Genomic DNA, 14555 nt, shown 5'->3' with positions numbered 1-14555 from the left:
CCGCCGAAGGGCTCAGCGTGAATGTTTTTGGGGCGGTGGGCTCAACGCCGGATGCGGCGCCCCGTCTTGAACACCCACCACACCACGACGAGGCACGCGGCCATGAACACCAGCGTCATGCCCGTGCTCACGCCAATGTGGACATCGGCCTGGCCATAAAACGCCCAGCGCAGTCCGCTGATGAGATAGACCACCGGGTTGAACAGCGAAACGGTCTGCCAGAACGGTGGCAGCATGTTGATGCTGTAGAACGCCCCGCCCAGAAAGGTCAGCGGCGTGATGACCAGCAGCGGGATGACCTGCAGCTTTTGAAAGCTGTCGGCCCACAGGCCGATGATGAAACCGAACAGGCAGAACGTGACGGCGGTGAGTACGAGGAAGCCCACCATCCACACCGGGTGCGCCACTTCGTAGGGCACGAACACCCGGGCCGTGGTGAGGATGAGCACAGACACCAGCAGCGACTTGCTGGCCGCTGCGCCCACGTAGCCCAGCAGCACCTCCACCCAGTTCACAGGTGCGCTGAGCAACTCGTAGATGGTGCCGGACCACTTGGGCATGTAGATGCCGAAGGCCGAGTTGGAAATGCTCTCGCTCAATAGCGACAGCATGAGCAGCCCGGGGATGATGTAGGCGCCGTAGCTCACGCCGCCGATGTCGCCCATGCGCGAGCCGATGGCGGAGCCAAAAACAATGAAGTAGAGAGCGGTGGTGAGCACCGGTGCGATCAGGCTTTGCATCCAGGTGCGAAAGGCCCTGTTCATCTCGAAGCGGTAGATGGCGCGCACGCCATGCAGGTTCAGGCCGGTCATGCTTGGGGTGCTTTCTGTTCGGAGGGGGCCTGGTTCCGGTCTCGGTGTACCAGGCTCACGAAGATGTCTTCCAGCGAGCTTTCGCTGGAGTGCAGATCCTTGAAGTCAATGCCGTGCTCGGCCAGTGCGCGCAACAGTGCGGCAATGCCCGTGTCCTCCTGCTGCGTGTCGAAGGTGTAGGTCAGCGCGGTGCCGCCCTGGCTCAGCACGAGCGGCCAGCGTGCCAGCGCGTCGGGCACTTGGTCCATCGGCTGCTGCAGGGTGAGCGTGAGCTGCTTCTTGCCCAGCTTGCGCATCAGCACGTCCTTGTCTTCCACCACGATCAGCTCACCCTTGCGGATCACACCGATGCGGTCGGCCATGTCTTCGGCTTCTTCGATGTAGTGGGTGGTGAGGATGATGGTGGTTCCCGCGTCGCGCAACTCGCGTACCAGGCGCCACATGTCATGGCGCAGCTCCACGTCGACGCCAGCACTGGGTTCGTCCAGGAACAGGATTTTGGGCTCGTGCGACAGCGCCTTGGCGATCAGCACGCGGCGCTTCATGCCGCCCGACAGCGCGAGGATCTTGCTGTCCTTCTTGTCCCACAGCGACAGGTCCTTGAGGATCTTCTCGATGAACGCCGGGTTGGGCGCCTTGCCAAACAGGCCCCGGCTGAAGTTGACGGTGGCCCACACGGTTTCAAACGAATCGGTGTGCAGCTCTTGCGGCACCAGGCCAATGGCCGCGCGGGCGGCTCGGTAGTCGTGCACGGTGTCGTGGCCGTCTGCGGTGATGGAGCCGGCCGTGGCATTGCTCATGCCGCAGATCACGCTGATGAGCGTGGTCTTGCCCGCGCCGTTGGGCCCGAGCAGGGCAAAAATCTCGCCGCGCCGGATGTCCAGGTCGATGTTCTTGAGCGCCTGAAAGCCGCCCGCGTAGGTTTTACTCACGCCGCGCACCCGGACGATGGCGTCCACAGCGGGCGTTGGAGAAGGTGATACAGGCATGAAGAAAAGGGGTGGGGTGGGGGTGGGCAAAGAGGTGTGCCGCTGCTGCAGGGCTGCCGGGCCAGCGGTCCAAGCCGGGCATTGTGGACTGACTTGCGCAAGCGCGCTTGCAGGCGCCGCCAAACCCCGCATCGGCCGTCCGGCCGTCCTCATGCCGGGCCTGCGGTGCGCTGCCGCGCCTCCCCCCAAAAAGACGCCCCGGTGCGCCTGCGCGGGTCAGCGCGCGCGCGCCGCCGCCACTTCGCGGCCCAGCTCGATCACCGCCATCGCGTAGTAGCTCGACCAGTTGTAGCGGGTGATGGCGTAGAAATTATCGGTGCCCGCCACATAGCTCGGCGCCTCTGCGCCGTTTTGCAGCTCCACCAGCGCGAGCGGGCCGTTGTGTTGTACGCCAGCCGCGTCGAGCACAGCGCCCTTGGCTTGCATGCTGGCCACGCTGAAGGTGGGCAGGATGTCGGGCGCCAGCAGGTCATCCATCTGCAGCCGTGCCGTGTCGAACTGCACGCCAAAGTGCGTGGGCATGCCCGGCGTCCAGCCGTGGCCCCGGAAGTAGTTGGCTACCGAGCCGATGGCGTCGGCCGGGCTGTTGAACAGGTCCACGCGGCCATCGCCGTCATAGTCCACGGCGTAACGCACCCAGCTCGACGGCATGAACTGTCCCAGGCCCATGGCACCAGCGTAGCTGCCGCGCGGCTCGAACGGGTCGGTGTTGCTGCGGTTGGTGAGGCTCAGGAACTGCTCCAGCTCGCGGCGGAAAAATTCGGTGCGCTCCTTGGCGCGAGGATGGGCTGATGGGAAATCAAACGCCAGCGTGGCCAGCGCGTCCATCACGCGGAACGTGCCCATCTGCTGGCCGTAGATGGTCTCCACGCCGATGATCCCCACGATGATCTCGGCAGGCACGCCGTACTCGCGCTCGGCCCGCTCCAGCATGGCCTGGTTCTCCTGCCAGAACCGCTGGCCTGCGCGGATGCGGATGGGGTCGATGAAGCGGCTGCGGTACACGCGCCAGTTCTTGGCCGTGCCCTTGGGTGGCGGCAGCATGAGCCGGGGCACCTGCGGCAAAAAATGCGCCTGCCCGATGGCCTGGCGCACCCATTCGCGGTCCAGGTCGCGGCGCGCAGCCAGGTCATCGGCAAACTGCAGCGCCTCGGGGCGCGATGCGTAGAGCACGGCTGGCTTTTGCTTTGTGATGCTGGTTTTGGAGGATTTTTGCGGGCTAGCGCTTACTGGTAGTGTGCAAGCAGCTATCAAAAATATAGCTGTTGTGATCCATGGAGCTGTCTTCTTCATTTGGGTTGTTCGTTACTTTGTTTTGTCCCTGCGCCCCGAAACCTACGCGACCCAGGCCAGGGATGCCAAGCAAGGGCCGCCCCGCAGCAAGGGCATCGTCCCCTTGGGGGGAAGCGGCGAAGCCGCTCAGGGGGGATTCATCGGTTTGGCCAGGGCAGTGCGCGAAACTCGCGCCGCAGGGCTCCCAGTTCGGTGTCGGGGTGGGGGGCGTAGCGCAGGCGTTCCAGCCGCAGCAGCCAGTCTGCCACCCCAGCAGCCTGCGGGCCGAAGTGCGCGCGCACCCGTTCGGCCATGGCGCGAGGGGGCAGGGTTTCGGGCAGCGTCAGGCCGGCGCGCGCCAGGCGCTGGCGCGTGCGGGCCAGCAGCCGCAGCCAGGGGTCGTGCTGGGCACGTTCCCAAAGGCTCCAGCCCATGCCGCCCAGTGCAGCCGCGATGACCAGGCTGCCCAGCACGGTGGTGAGGTCCTGCCAGCTCGGAGATTCAAACCCCAGCGCCTTGAGCAGGTCCATCTGGCGGCTCTGGGTGTAGTTGAGCACCCACTGGTTCCAGCCGTTGTTGACGGCTTCCCACACGGCCCGCAGGTTCTGCACCATGCCCGGGCTGAGGGTGCCCAGGGCGTTGGCGAACGCACCCTGGGGCGCGCGCAAACGCTGGAACTGGCCCACGCGGTTCGGCGAGACGGCGCCTGTGGGATCTACACGCACCCAGCCACGCCCCTCCATCCAGACTTCGGACCAGGCATGGGCATCGGCGTTGCGCACCGTCCAGTAGCCATCGACGGGGTTGCGCTCGCCGCCCTGATAGCCCGTGACGATGCGTGCTGGCACATCCATCGCGCGCATCAGCACCACGAAGGCCGAGGCAATGTGTTCGCAAAAGCCTTCCTTGCGGTCAAACCAGAACTCGTCGGCGGTGTGCTCGCCAAAGACGCCTGGATCGAGGGAGTAGTTGTAGCCCCCTGTGCGCAGGCGTTGCAGGACGGCATTGACCAGAACTTCCGTGCGGGCGTTGGCCAGTGCAGGGTCTGCCCGCATCTGTGCCGCCAGCTCCAGGGTGCGCGGATTGAAGCCGGGCGGCAGCTCGGTGTATACGCGCAGTTGCCGCACCGACTGCTGGGGGCCGTGGCGGAACTCGGGGTAGCTCACGGCCTGGTAGCGCATCACCTCGGTGATGGGACGTGCCGTCATCCACTGCAGATCCTGCGTCATGTAGGCCTGCATGTTGTTGGGCAGCTGGGGCGCCTCGGGGGTGGCCTCCAGCACCATCAGCCAGGGCTGGCGCTGGGGTTCGAGCGTCACCTCATAGCGCACCGCCGGGCCGCTGACCTGCAGATTGGCGGGCAGGGCTGCACGTGCGGCCCAGGCGCTGTCTTCGCGGAAGGGCTCGGCCTGCCATTCCCGGCCATCGAACGCGGTCATGACGGGCCCACGAAAGTACAGCGTGGATTGCGCAGGCACATCGGTGGGCGCCCCCTCAAAGCGCAGGCGGATGGCCACCCGCTCATCCAGTGCGATCTCGGCCATGTCCCCGATCTTCATCGTGCCCGACAGGCCGCTACGCCCGGAGGGGTTTTCGCCGGGCATGCCCCACAACGGTGACATGCGTGGGAACAGCATGAACAGCGCCACCATGATGGGCGCGCCCAGCAGGGCCATGGTGCCCGCCATGCGAAAGGTCTGCGCCAGCGGCGGGCGCCCTACCGGCATGTGGGCATTGACCAGTGCCATGAGCAGCCCCAGCAGCGCCACCAGCATGGCGGCGGCAGTCAGCAGAGATTGCGAGAAGAAGAAATTGCTGAGCATCGTGAAGAAGCCCAGGAAGAACACCACCATGGCATCGCGGCGTGCGCGCAGCTCCAGCATCTTGAGGGCGAGCAGCATGACGATGAGGGTGACACCCGCATCCCGCCCGAGGATGGTGCGGTGCGTGAACAGTGTGCCTGCCACCGCTACCAGGAGCAGGGCGGCCACTGTCCAGCGGCCGGGCAGGGGGCGGCCCGTCCAGGCCAGCCAGCCGCGCCACAGCAGCAGGCCGCCAGCCAGCAGGCTGGTCCACACTGGCAGGTTGGACACCTGCGGCGCGATCACCCAGACGATCACGAACAGCAGAAAAAGCGTGTCGCGGGCGTCGCGAGGCAGGGAAACAAGGGTCTGTCGCAGGTTCATGGCAAGGGGGCACGCCTGACAGGTGGTGATTGATTTGCTATCAAAAATGTAGCTTTCTGCGCTTTTCTAGCAAGCGCAAGGTGCCAGTCTGATCTAAATTTTGAGGGACGAATCAGCACAAAGCCAGTGCCTCCAGACAATTTCTGCGATGGGCCGCCCCCGTGTCCGGGGCGATCTCCACACCCGGCAGGCGCAGGCCATAGTCCAGCCCCAGCCGGTCGGCCTGCAGCACCCAGGCGGTGAGGCGCGAGATGCGGGCCTCGTGGTCGGGCAGTGAGGCACGGGCCAGGTCCAGCCACAGCTCGTGCCGCTGGGCCTGCTGGGCGTCGCGGCTCACCAGGTCGTCGGTGCCAGTGGCCAGCGACTTGGCGGCCTTCTTCCAGACCACGAGCTTGAGCGGATCGCCCCGGCGGTAGGCGCGCACACCGTCGAATTCGCCAATGCCCTGTGTGGGCGTGTTGCCCGCTCCGCCCGCGCGCGGTTCGCCAGACGGCAGGGGCGGCGTCGGGGTTTCGGGCGCGGGGTAGACCAGCACCTGGGCCGCGGGGCGCCAGTAGGTCCAGACGCGGAAGGTACCCAGCGGAAAGCGGGTCTCAGCCGTCAGCGTAGGCACGCGGTGCAGGCCCCGGCGCTCGGGCTTGAAAGCGACTTGCACGCTGGACTGCCCTTGCGCTGGCACGTCGGTCCAGGCCCAATGATGGGGTTCCTTTTGCGCCTCCTTGCCCGTGCCGTGCACCGACAGGGCGATGCCGTAGCGCGGGGTCTTGCGCTCGCTGGACAGCTGGATGTCAAACGCGGTGCTGCTGCCCATGAAGTGCGGCTCGGGTGCTTTCAGGTGCAGGGTCAGGCCGCGCAGGTTGGCGTGGCAGATGTGCATGCCGATCACCGCACTGCCCGCCAGCAAAAAGGTGAGCAGGTAGCCCAGGTTGAGCTGGTAGTTGATGGACGCGATGAGCAGCACGATCAGCGTCAACGCCAGCATCCAGCCCGAACCGGTGGGCAGGATGTAGACATTGCGCTGCGTGAGCGCCAGCGTGTCGCTCAGCGGCAGGCGCGCCTGCCACCAGCGCTGGAAGCGGCGGCGCAGCGGCGCAAATGGGTTGAGCGTGGCGGCCAAGCTGCGCCAGCGCGCAAGAGGTGGGAGGGGCGGTGGGGTGGCGGATTCCATGGGTCAGGGCAACGGAACCGCTTCGACCATCGCGCGCACCTGCTCCACCGCGCCGCGTCCGGCGTCGCCCACGGGCACCAGGCGGTGGGCAATGGTCTGGGGCAGCACCGCCTGCACATCATCGGGCGCCACATAGTCGCGCCCGCTGATGAGGGCCTGCGCCTTGGCCGCGCGCACCAGGGCAATGCCCGCGCGGGGCGAGAGCCCTTGCAGAAACCACCGGCCCGAGCGGGTGGCCGCAATCAGGTCCTGGACATAGTTGAGCAGCGGATCGGCCGTGTGGATGGCCTGCACCTGGCGCTGCAGCTCGGCCAGTTCCTCGTCGGACAGCAGGGGCAGCATGGTGTCCACCATGTCGCGCCGGTCCGCGCCCGCCAGCAGCACACGTTCGGCGGCGCGGTCGGGGTAGCCGATGGAGATGCGCATCAAAAAGCGGTCGAGCTGCGACTCGGGCAGCGCGAAGGTGCCCAGCTGGTCGTGCGGGTTCTGCGTGGCGATCACGAAGAACGGGTGGGGCAGGGCGCGGGTTTCGCCCTCCACCGACACCTGCTTTTCTTCCATGGCTTCGAGCAGCGCGCTCTGCGTCTTGGGGCTGGCGCGGTTGATTTCGTCGGCCAGCAGCACCTGGGCAAACACCGGGCCGGGGTGGAACACGAAGGCTTCCTTGCCGCGTTCGTACACCGACACGCCGGTCAGGTCGCTGGGCATCAGGTCGGCCGTGAACTGCACGCGCGAGAACTGCAGGCCGAAGGTGCGTGACAAGGCGTGGGCCAGGGTGGTCTTGCCCACCCCGGGCACGTCTTCGATCAGCAGGTGCCCCCCCGCCAGCAGGCAGGCCACGCAGTCCTGGACCTGGGCCTGTTTGCCCACGATCACCGTGTTAAGCTGATCCAGAAGTGATTTGATTTTGTGCTGTGCGTTCATGGCATGACGTTATCCGAAAAATTGAGAAAAATGCGACACGCGGGGACAAGACTGTGAGCAAGACGGGCTATTTCACCCATCGGGATTGTTGGAAGCACGAGATGGGCCCGGGCCACCCCGAATGCCCCGAACGGCTGGACGCCATTGAGGATCGCTTGCTGATCACCGGCGTGGCCGACGCGCTGGAGCGCTACGACGCCCCCGAGGCCTCGCTGGCCGACATCGAGCTGGCCCACGGCCGCATGCACATTGCGGCGTTGCGCGGCCTGTCAGACCGGCTCAACGAAGAGCTGATGGCTGGCGGCCCCAACTACGCGCAGATCGACACCGACACTTCCATCAACGCCCACACCTGGAAGGCGTCGCTGCGCGCTGCGGGGGCGGCACTGGCCGCCACCGATGCCGTGATGGCGGGCGAGGTGGAAAACGCGTTCTGCTCGGTGCGCCCCCCCGGCCACCATGCCTGCCGCGACAAGGCCATGGGTTTCTGCTTTTTCAACAACGTGGCCGTTGCGGCCAAATATGCGCTGCAGCGCTACAACCTGCAGCGCGTGGCGGTGGTGGACTTTGACGTGCACCACGGCAATGGCACCGAGGACATCCTGGCCAATGACCCCCGGGCGCTGATGGTCAGCATCTTCCAGCACCCGTTCTACCCCTACAGCGGCGACCATGATCCCGCCCCGAACATGGTCAACGTGCCCGTGCCCGCCTACACGCGGGGCATGGACATCCGCGAGATCATCGAAATGATGTGGATGCCCCGGCTGGAAGCCTTCAAGCCCGAGATGATTTTTGTGAGTGCGGGTTTTGACGGCCACCGCGAGGACGACATGGGCCAGCTGGGCCTGACCGAGCAGGATTACGCCTGGATCACCCAGCGCGTGAAGGACGTGGCCCGCCGCTATGCCAAGGGCCGCATCGTGTCGTGCCTGGAGGGCGGCTATGTGATGGGGCCGCTGGCGCGCAGTGTGGAGGCACATTTGCGGGTCCTCGCGGATTTGTGACCAACCCCCTGAGCGGCTTCGCCGCTTCCCCCTTCTCTTGCATCGCTGCGCGATGCGGAAGGGGGACGCCGCCAGCGCGGCGGGGCGGCCCTTGCGCGGCGGCCCCCCGCCTGGGCAGTGCCAGTTTCAGTCGGCGTGCAGATGGCTGAGAGGAGCAAACTATGACGACAAAGAACTTCGATGATGTGCTGACAACCACCCGCGACGCCCGCGGCGTGGTCACCTTGACCCTGAACGACCCGGCCCGCTTCAACGCGCTGGGTGCAGAGATGCTCTCTGCGCTGCAACAGGCGCTGGACGATGCGGGCCGCGACGAGTCCGTGCGGGTGGTGGTGCTGGCCGCAGCAGGCAAAGCCTTCTGTGCCGGGCACAACCTCAAGGACATGGCGGCGAACCCGGAGCTGGCGTACTACCAGAAGCTGTTTGCGCAATGCAGCCGCATGATGCTGACCATCCACAAGCTGCCAGTACCCGTGATCGCCAGGGTGCAGGGCATGGCGACGGCGGCGGGCTGCCAGCTGGTGGCGCAGTGCGACCTGGCGGTAGCGGCCGACAGCGCCAGCTTTGCCACCAGTGGTATTCACTACGGTCTGTTCTGCGCAACGCCGAGCGTGCCGCTCGTGCGCAATGTGCCCGCCAAGCGGGCTATGGAAATGTTGGTCACCGGCGATTTCATCGATGCGCCCACCGCGCTGGCGCAGGGTGTGGTGAACCGTGTGGTGCCCGCCGATGCGCTGGATGCCGAGGTCGAAAAGTTGGTGGAGTCCATCCTGCAAAAGCCCCGCGTGGCCGTAGCCATGGGCAAGGCGCTGGTGTACCAGCAGCGGGAGCTGGGCATCGATGCGGCCTACCAGCTGGCGGGCCAGACCATGGCCACCAACATGATGGACGCCGCCGCGCAAGAGGGTGCGCGCGCCTTCGCCGAAAAGCGCCAGCCTACCTGGAAGCGCTGAGAGCCATGGCCACGACAGAAACCCCCATGCTGGAAGATGTGGGCCGCTGGGCCGAGGCGTTTCTTCGACCCACGGTGCTGGTGGAATTTGCCGCCCTGGCTGCCTGCCTGGGCCTGGCCTGGTTGCTGGTGTCGCTGCTGCAGCGTGGGCTGCACCGGGGTGACCCGCGCTCCATCCTGTTCGGCACGCGGATTGTCGATGGCGCACTGTTTCCGCTGGCGTTGCTGTGCCTGGCTTATGTGGCGCGCACCGTGCTGCTGCAGTGGGTTCCGCTGGCCGTGTTCAAGGTCGCCGTGCCGGTGCTGGTGTCGCTGGTGGTCATCCGCATCGGGGTGAAGGTGCTGCAGGTGGCCTACCCGGATGCCGCCTGGGTGCGGCCGATTGAACGTTCCATCTCGTGGCTGGCCTGGCTGGGCATGGTGCTGTGGGTCACAGGGCTCTTGCCCTTGGTGCTCGAAGAGCTGGACCAGATCCACTGGAAGGTGGGAGGCGCCACGCTGTCGGTGCGCACCATGATTGAAGGGGCACTGACGGCTGCTGCCGTGCTGCTGATCGCGCTGTGGATATCTGCCGCCATCGAGTCGCGCCTGCTGCGCTCGGCCACCGGGGCCGAGCTGTCGCTGCGCAAGGCGGTGAGCAATGCCGTGCGGGCGCTGCTGATCTTCGTCGGGCTCATCATGGCCCTGTCGGCCGTGGGCATTGACCTGACCGCGTTGTCTGTGCTGGGCGGCGCTGTGGGGGTGGGGATTGGCTTTGGCCTGCAGAAGCTGGCGTCCAACTATGTGAGCGGTTTTGTGATCCTGGCCGAGCGCAGCATGCGCATTGGTGACAATGTGCGGGTGGACAATTTTGAGGGGCGCATCACCGATATCAATGCGCGCTACACGGTGGTGCGCTCGTCCACGGGCCGCGAGTCCATCGTGCCCAATGAGATGCTGATCATCCAGCGGGTGGAAAACCTGTCGCTGGCGGACCCCCGCGTCTGGTTGTCCACCGTGGTGAGCGTGGGTTATGACAGCGATGTGGACCTGGTGACGCGGCTGCTGGGCGAGGCCGCCTTTGCCAGCAGCCGTGTGCTGCGCGATCCGGCGCCCAGTGTGTCCTTGTCGGCGTTTGGTGCCGATGGGCTGGAGTTCACCGTGGGCTTCTGGATTGCCGACCCCGAGAACGGTTCGCTGGGCCTGCGCTCGGAGATCAACCGCGCCATCCTGAGTGCACTGCGCGCCCACAAGATCGAAATCCCTTATCCGCAGCGGGTCATGCATGTGCAGGTCGAGGGAGCACTGCCCCCTGCTGTGTCGAATGCGGCGGTGGGCCGCGCACTGGCGGGTTCTGAGTAGCCTTGCCCGCTTGTCCGGCAGCTGCAGGTTGCCCAAGGCGACAGCAAACTCTAGACAGGTACTGCGCCCACTCGCCTATAATCCACAAAAAGCACGATCGTTCTTTTTTCTAATCGTGTGATCTGTGTGCTGGGCCCGTAGCGCTTTCGTTGCAGTGCCGCATAGAATGTTCCAGTTTACGTAAACGTCAATTCAACCAACTCTAGGAGCCGCAGCAATGAAGGTCTTGGTCCCTGTCAAGCGCGTGGTGGACTACAACGTGAAGGTCCGCGTGAAGTCGGACAACACGGGTGTGGACATCGCCAACGTGAAGATGAGCATGAACCCCTTTGACGAAATCGCCGTTGAAGAGGCCGTGCGCCTGAAAGAAAAAGGCCTGGTGACCGAAGTCATCGCAGTCTCCTGCGGCGTGGCCCAGTGCCAGGAAACCCTGCGCACTGCCATGGCCATCGGTGCAGACCGCGCCATCCTGGTGGAAACCGACGTCGAGCTGCAGCCCCTGGCCGTTGCCAAGATCCTCAAGGCCCTGGTGGACAAAGAGCAGCCCGGTCTCATCATCCTGGGCAAACAAGCCATCGACGACGACGCCAACCAGACCGGCCAGATGCTCGCGGCCCTGGCAGACCTGCCCCAGGCCACGTTCGCCAACAAGGTCGAACTGACGGCCGACAAGGTCAGCGTGACGCGTGAAGTGGACGGCGGCCTGGAAACCTTGGCGCTGACACTGCCAGCGGTCATCACCACCGACCTGCGCCTGAACGAGCCCCGCTACGTCACCTTGCCCAACATCATGAAGGCCAAGAAAAAGCAGCTCGATACCGTCAAGCCCGAAGACCTCGGCGTGGACGTGGCCCCGCGCCTGAAGACCCTCAAGGTGACCGAGCCCGCCAAGCGCGGTGCTGGCATCAAGGTGGCCGACGTGGCCGCTCTGGTCGAGAAACTCAAGAACGAAGCGAAGGTGATCTAAATGTCGGTACTCGTTATTGCTGAACACAACAACGCGTCCATCAAGGGCGCCACGCTGAACACCGTGACGGCCGCTGTGGCCTGCGGTGGCGACGTGCACGTGCTGGTGGCTGGCCACAACGCCGGTGCAGCCGCCGCCGCAGCCGCCCAGATCGCCGGTGTCGCCAAGGTCATCCACGCCGACGCCCCTGGCCTGGAACACGGCCTGGCCGAGAACGTGGCCGCGCAAGTGCTCGCCATCGCAGGCAACTACAGCCACATCCTGTTCCCCGCCACCGCCAGCGGCCGCAACGTGGCCCCCCGCGTGGCCGCCAAGCTGGACGTGGCGCAGGTCAGCGACATCACCAAGGTGATTTCTGCCGACACCTTCGAGCGCCCCATCTACGCCGGCAACGCCATTGCCACCGTGCAAAGCGCAGACAGCGTAAAGGTCATCACCGTGCGCGCCACGGGCTTTGACGCCGCAGCCGCCACGGGCGGTTCCGCAGCCGTTGAAACCGCCGCAGCCACCGCAGACGCTGGCAAGAGCAGCTTCATGGGCAGCGAAATCGCCAAGAGCGACCGCCCCGAACTCACGGCCGCCAAGATCATCGTCTCCGGTGGCCGAGCCCTCGGCAGCAAGGAAAAGTTCGACGAAGTGATGACGCCGCTGGCCGACAAGCTGGGCGCCGCTTTGGGTGCCAGCCGCGCCGCAGTGGACGCAGGCTACGCCCCCAACGACTGGCAAGTGGGCCAGACCGGCAAGATCGTGGCGCCGCAGCTGTACATCGCAGCGGGTATCTCGGGCGCCATCCAGCATTTGGCGGGCATGAAGGATTCCAAGGTGATCGTGGCGATCAACAAGGACCCTGAGGCACCGATCTTCAGCGTGGCCGACTATGGGCTGGAAGCGGATCTGTTCACGGCCGTGCCAGAACTGGTCAAGGCCCTGTAAGAACGCCCCTGTGCGCACAAAGGCATCGCTCGCGATGCCTTTTTTTTGACGAAATTTTGCTTTCCCGGAGACACCCATGAGCTACACCGCCCCCGTCAAGGACATGCTGTTCGCCATCGAGCACCTAGCCAACATTGAACAGATTGCGCAGATTCCCGGCTTTGAAGACGCCGGCCTGGACACGGCGGCTGCCGTGCTGGAAGAGTGCGCCAAGTTCAATGAAGGGGTGCTGTCGCCGCTCAACTGGGAAGGCGACAAGAATCCATCGAGCTTTCAATCCGGCGTGGTCACCACCACCCCCGGTTTCAAGGAAGCCTTCCGCCAATATGGCGAAGGCGGCTGGCAAGGCCTGCAGCACCCGGCCGACTTTGGCGGCCAGGGCCTGCCCAAGACCATCGGCGCGGCCTGCATCGAGATGACCAACAGCGCCAACATGAGCTTTGCGCTGTGCCCGCTGCTGACCGATGGCGCCATTGAGGCGCTGCTCACCGCAGGCAGTGACGAGCTCAAGGCCACGTATCTTGAAAAACTGGTGACCGGCGAATGGACCGGCACCATGAACCTGACCGAACCCCAGGCGGGCTCAGACCTGGCCCTGGTGCGCACGCGCGCCGAACCCCAGCCCGACGGGACGTACAAGATTTTCGGCACCAAGATCTTCATCACCTATGGTGAGCACGACATGGCCGAGAACATCATCCATCTGGTGCTGGCCCGCGTGCAGGGCGCGCCTGAGGGCGTCAAGGGCATCAGCCTGTTCGTGGTGCCCAAGTTCATGGTCAACAAGGATGGAAGCCTGGGCGCGCGGAATGACGCCCATTGCGTGAGCATCGAGCACAAGCTGGGCATCAAGGCCAGCCCCACGGCCGTGCTGCAGTTTGGCGACCATGGCGGCGCCGTGGGCTACCTCGTGGGCCAGGAGAACCGCGGACTCGAATACATGTTCATCATGATGAACGCGGCCCGCTACGCCGTGGGCATGCAGGGCATTGCGATTTCCGAGCGCGCCTACCAGAAGGCTGTGCAGTACGCCAAAGACCGCGTGCAGAGCCGCCCCGTGGACGGCAGCATCAACGCCAGCGCCGCCATCATCCACCACCCCGATGTGAAGCGCATGCTGATGACGATGCGCGCCACCGTGGAAGGCTGCCGTGCCATGGCCACCGTGGCCGCAGCAGCGTTCGATGCTGCCCACCACCACCCCGATGCGGAAACGCGCAAGCAGAACCAAGCGTTCTATGAATTCATGGTGCCGCTGGTCAAGGGCTACAGCACCGAGACCAGCCTGGAAGTGACCAGCCTGGGCGTGCAGGTGCATGGTGGCATGGGTTTCATCGAAGAAACCGGCGCGGCGCAGTACTACCGCGACGCCAAGATCCTGACCATCTACGAAGGCACCACGGCCATCCAGGCCAACGACCTCGTGGGCCGCAAGACGGCGCGTGACGGCGGCCAGACCGCCAAGGGCATCGCCGCACAGATCGAGAAGACCGAGGCCGATCTGTTGGCCAGCGGCACCCCCGCCGCGCTGGCAGTGGCCAAGCGCCTCACGGCGGCGCGCAAGGCGCTGCTCGACGTGATCGACTTTGTAGCCGGTGGCACCAAGGCCCAGCCCAATGCCGTGTTTGCGGGCAGCGTGCCTTACCTGATGCTGGCGGGCAATGTGGTGGCGGGCTGGCAGCTGGCGCGCAGCCTGCTGGTGGCACAGGACCTGTTGCAAAAGGGACAGGACGAAGCGTTCATGCGCGCAAAAATCACTACGGCCCAGTTCTACGCTGATCACATCCTGGTGAAGGCCCCGGGCCTGCGCGACAGCATTGTGGAAGGCGCGGCCAGCGTTACCGAGTTGGCGCTGGAAGCCTTTTGAAGGTTGAGCGTGTTGTGAGGAGACGGACTGCCCGCAGAGCGGGCAGCTCATTGATATAAAAATGATAGCTGTTAGCGCTTGATGAATAAGCGCTAGAGCCCTATTTCATCCAAAAACCTGTTCAGGAAGTTGTTGCC

12 protein-coding genes are annotated in these 14555 nt (G+C 65.2%); 6 read left to right on the top strand and 6 right to left on the bottom strand.

From position 1 onward, the window contains the following. Positions 1-41 precede the first annotated feature (41 nt). From ACQ4MJ_RS13400 to ACQ4MJ_RS13375, 6 genes are all read right to left on the bottom strand, one after another. Positions 42-803, bottom strand: a complete 762-nt coding sequence (locus ACQ4MJ_RS13400; RefSeq protein WP_431153068.1) for an ABC transporter permease — start codon at positions 801-803, stop codon at positions 42-44. Positions 804-808: 5 nt separating this feature from the next. Next, entirely contained in the window at positions 809-1801 is a 993-nt protein-coding gene (locus tag ACQ4MJ_RS13395; protein WP_431152363.1) for an ABC transporter ATP-binding protein, read from the bottom strand. Between the two features lie 216 nt (positions 1802-2017). Further along, the gene (gene mltB / locus ACQ4MJ_RS13390; protein WP_431152364.1) at positions 2018-3094 is read right to left on the bottom strand and encodes a lytic murein transglycosylase B; all 1077 of its coding nucleotides are present in this window, start codon (positions 3092-3094) and stop codon (positions 2018-2020) included. Between the two features lie 137 nt (positions 3095-3231). Continuing rightward, a complete protein-coding gene (locus tag ACQ4MJ_RS13385; protein ID WP_431152365.1) occupies positions 3232-5259 on the bottom strand; it encodes a transglutaminase TgpA family protein in 2028 nt (675 codons plus the stop codon). A 112-nt stretch (positions 5260-5371) separates the two neighbouring features. Continuing rightward, complete coding sequence (locus ACQ4MJ_RS13380) at positions 5372-6427, bottom strand: DUF58 domain-containing protein (RefSeq protein ID WP_121419432.1); 1056 nt, start codon at positions 6425-6427, stop codon at positions 5372-5374. 3 nt (positions 6428-6430) lie between these two features. After that, entirely contained in the window at positions 6431-7351 is a 921-nt protein-coding gene (locus tag ACQ4MJ_RS13375) for an AAA family ATPase (RefSeq protein ID WP_010460095.1), read from the bottom strand. A gap of 53 nt (positions 7352-7404) precedes the next feature. On the opposite strand from ACQ4MJ_RS13375, the gene ACQ4MJ_RS13370 reads away from it, so the two are divergent. The 6 genes from ACQ4MJ_RS13370 to ACQ4MJ_RS13345 all read left to right on the top strand — a co-directional run bounded on the left by ACQ4MJ_RS13370 (position 7405) and on the right by ACQ4MJ_RS13345 (position 14418). Beyond that, positions 7405-8358, top strand: a complete 954-nt coding sequence (locus ACQ4MJ_RS13370; RefSeq protein ID WP_176888873.1) for a histone deacetylase family protein — start codon at positions 7405-7407, stop codon at positions 8356-8358. Positions 8359-8519: 161 nt separating this feature from the next. Continuing rightward, positions 8520-9311, top strand: a complete 792-nt coding sequence (locus ACQ4MJ_RS13365) for an enoyl-CoA hydratase (RefSeq protein WP_431152366.1) — start codon at positions 8520-8522, stop codon at positions 9309-9311. Positions 9312-9316: 5 nt separating this feature from the next. After that, entirely contained in the window at positions 9317-10651 is a 1335-nt protein-coding gene (locus ACQ4MJ_RS13360) for a mechanosensitive ion channel family protein (protein WP_431152367.1), read from the top strand. Positions 10652-10868: 217 nt separating this feature from the next. After that, positions 10869-11618: an electron transfer flavoprotein subunit beta/FixA family protein gene (locus tag ACQ4MJ_RS13355; protein WP_431151909.1), complete on the top strand. Its 750-nt coding sequence runs from the start codon at positions 10869-10871 to the stop codon at positions 11616-11618. Beyond that, positions 11619-12551: an electron transfer flavoprotein subunit alpha/FixB family protein gene (locus ACQ4MJ_RS13350; protein ID WP_121507083.1), complete on the top strand. Its 933-nt coding sequence runs from the start codon at positions 11619-11621 to the stop codon at positions 12549-12551. Between the two features lie 76 nt (positions 12552-12627). Next, positions 12628-14418 (top strand): acyl-CoA dehydrogenase, encoded by a 1791-nt coding sequence (locus ACQ4MJ_RS13345; RefSeq protein WP_431152368.1) that lies wholly within the window; start codon positions 12628-12630, stop codon positions 14416-14418. Positions 14419-14555 lie beyond the last annotated feature (137 nt).

It is taken from the genome of Acidovorax facilis (assembly GCF_050626955.1).
GTDB classification, from domain to species: Bacteria; Pseudomonadota; Gammaproteobacteria; order Burkholderiales; family Burkholderiaceae_C; genus Acidovorax; species Acidovorax facilis.
Note: the sequence above shows the minus strand (reverse complement) of the source record. Positions and strands in the feature narration are given on the sequence as shown.

Excerpts from the sequence above, each read along its gene's own strand:
- ACQ4MJ_RS13345 (WP_431152368.1), top strand. The coding sequence starts at position 12,628 with ATGAGCTACACCGCCCCCGTCAAGGACATGCTGTTCGCCATCGAGCAC.
- ACQ4MJ_RS13355 (WP_431151909.1), top strand. The coding sequence starts at position 10,869 with ATGAAGGTCTTGGTCCCTGTCAAGCGCGTGGTGGACTACAACGTGAAG.
- mltB (WP_431152364.1), bottom strand. The coding sequence starts at position 3,094 with ATGAAGAAGACAGCTCCATGGATCACAACAGCTATATTTTTGATAGCT.
- ACQ4MJ_RS13350 (WP_121507083.1), top strand. The coding sequence starts at position 11,619 with ATGTCGGTACTCGTTATTGCTGAACACAACAACGCGTCCATCAAGGGC.
- ACQ4MJ_RS13395 (WP_431152363.1), bottom strand. The coding sequence starts at position 1,801 with ATGCCTGTATCACCTTCTCCAACGCCCGCTGTGGACGCCATCGTCCGG.
- ACQ4MJ_RS13365 (WP_431152366.1), top strand. The coding sequence starts at position 8,520 with ATGACGACAAAGAACTTCGATGATGTGCTGACAACCACCCGCGACGCC.
- ACQ4MJ_RS13375 (WP_010460095.1), bottom strand. The coding sequence starts at position 7,351 with ATGAACGCACAGCACAAAATCAAATCACTTCTGGATCAGCTTAACACG.
- ACQ4MJ_RS13385 (WP_431152365.1), bottom strand. The coding sequence starts at position 5,259 with ATGAACCTGCGACAGACCCTTGTTTCCCTGCCTCGCGACGCCCGCGAC.
- ACQ4MJ_RS13380 (WP_121419432.1), bottom strand. The coding sequence starts at position 6,427 with ATGGAATCCGCCACCCCACCGCCCCTCCCACCTCTTGCGCGCTGGCGC.
- ACQ4MJ_RS13360 (WP_431152367.1), top strand. The coding sequence starts at position 9,317 with ATGGCCACGACAGAAACCCCCATGCTGGAAGATGTGGGCCGCTGGGCC.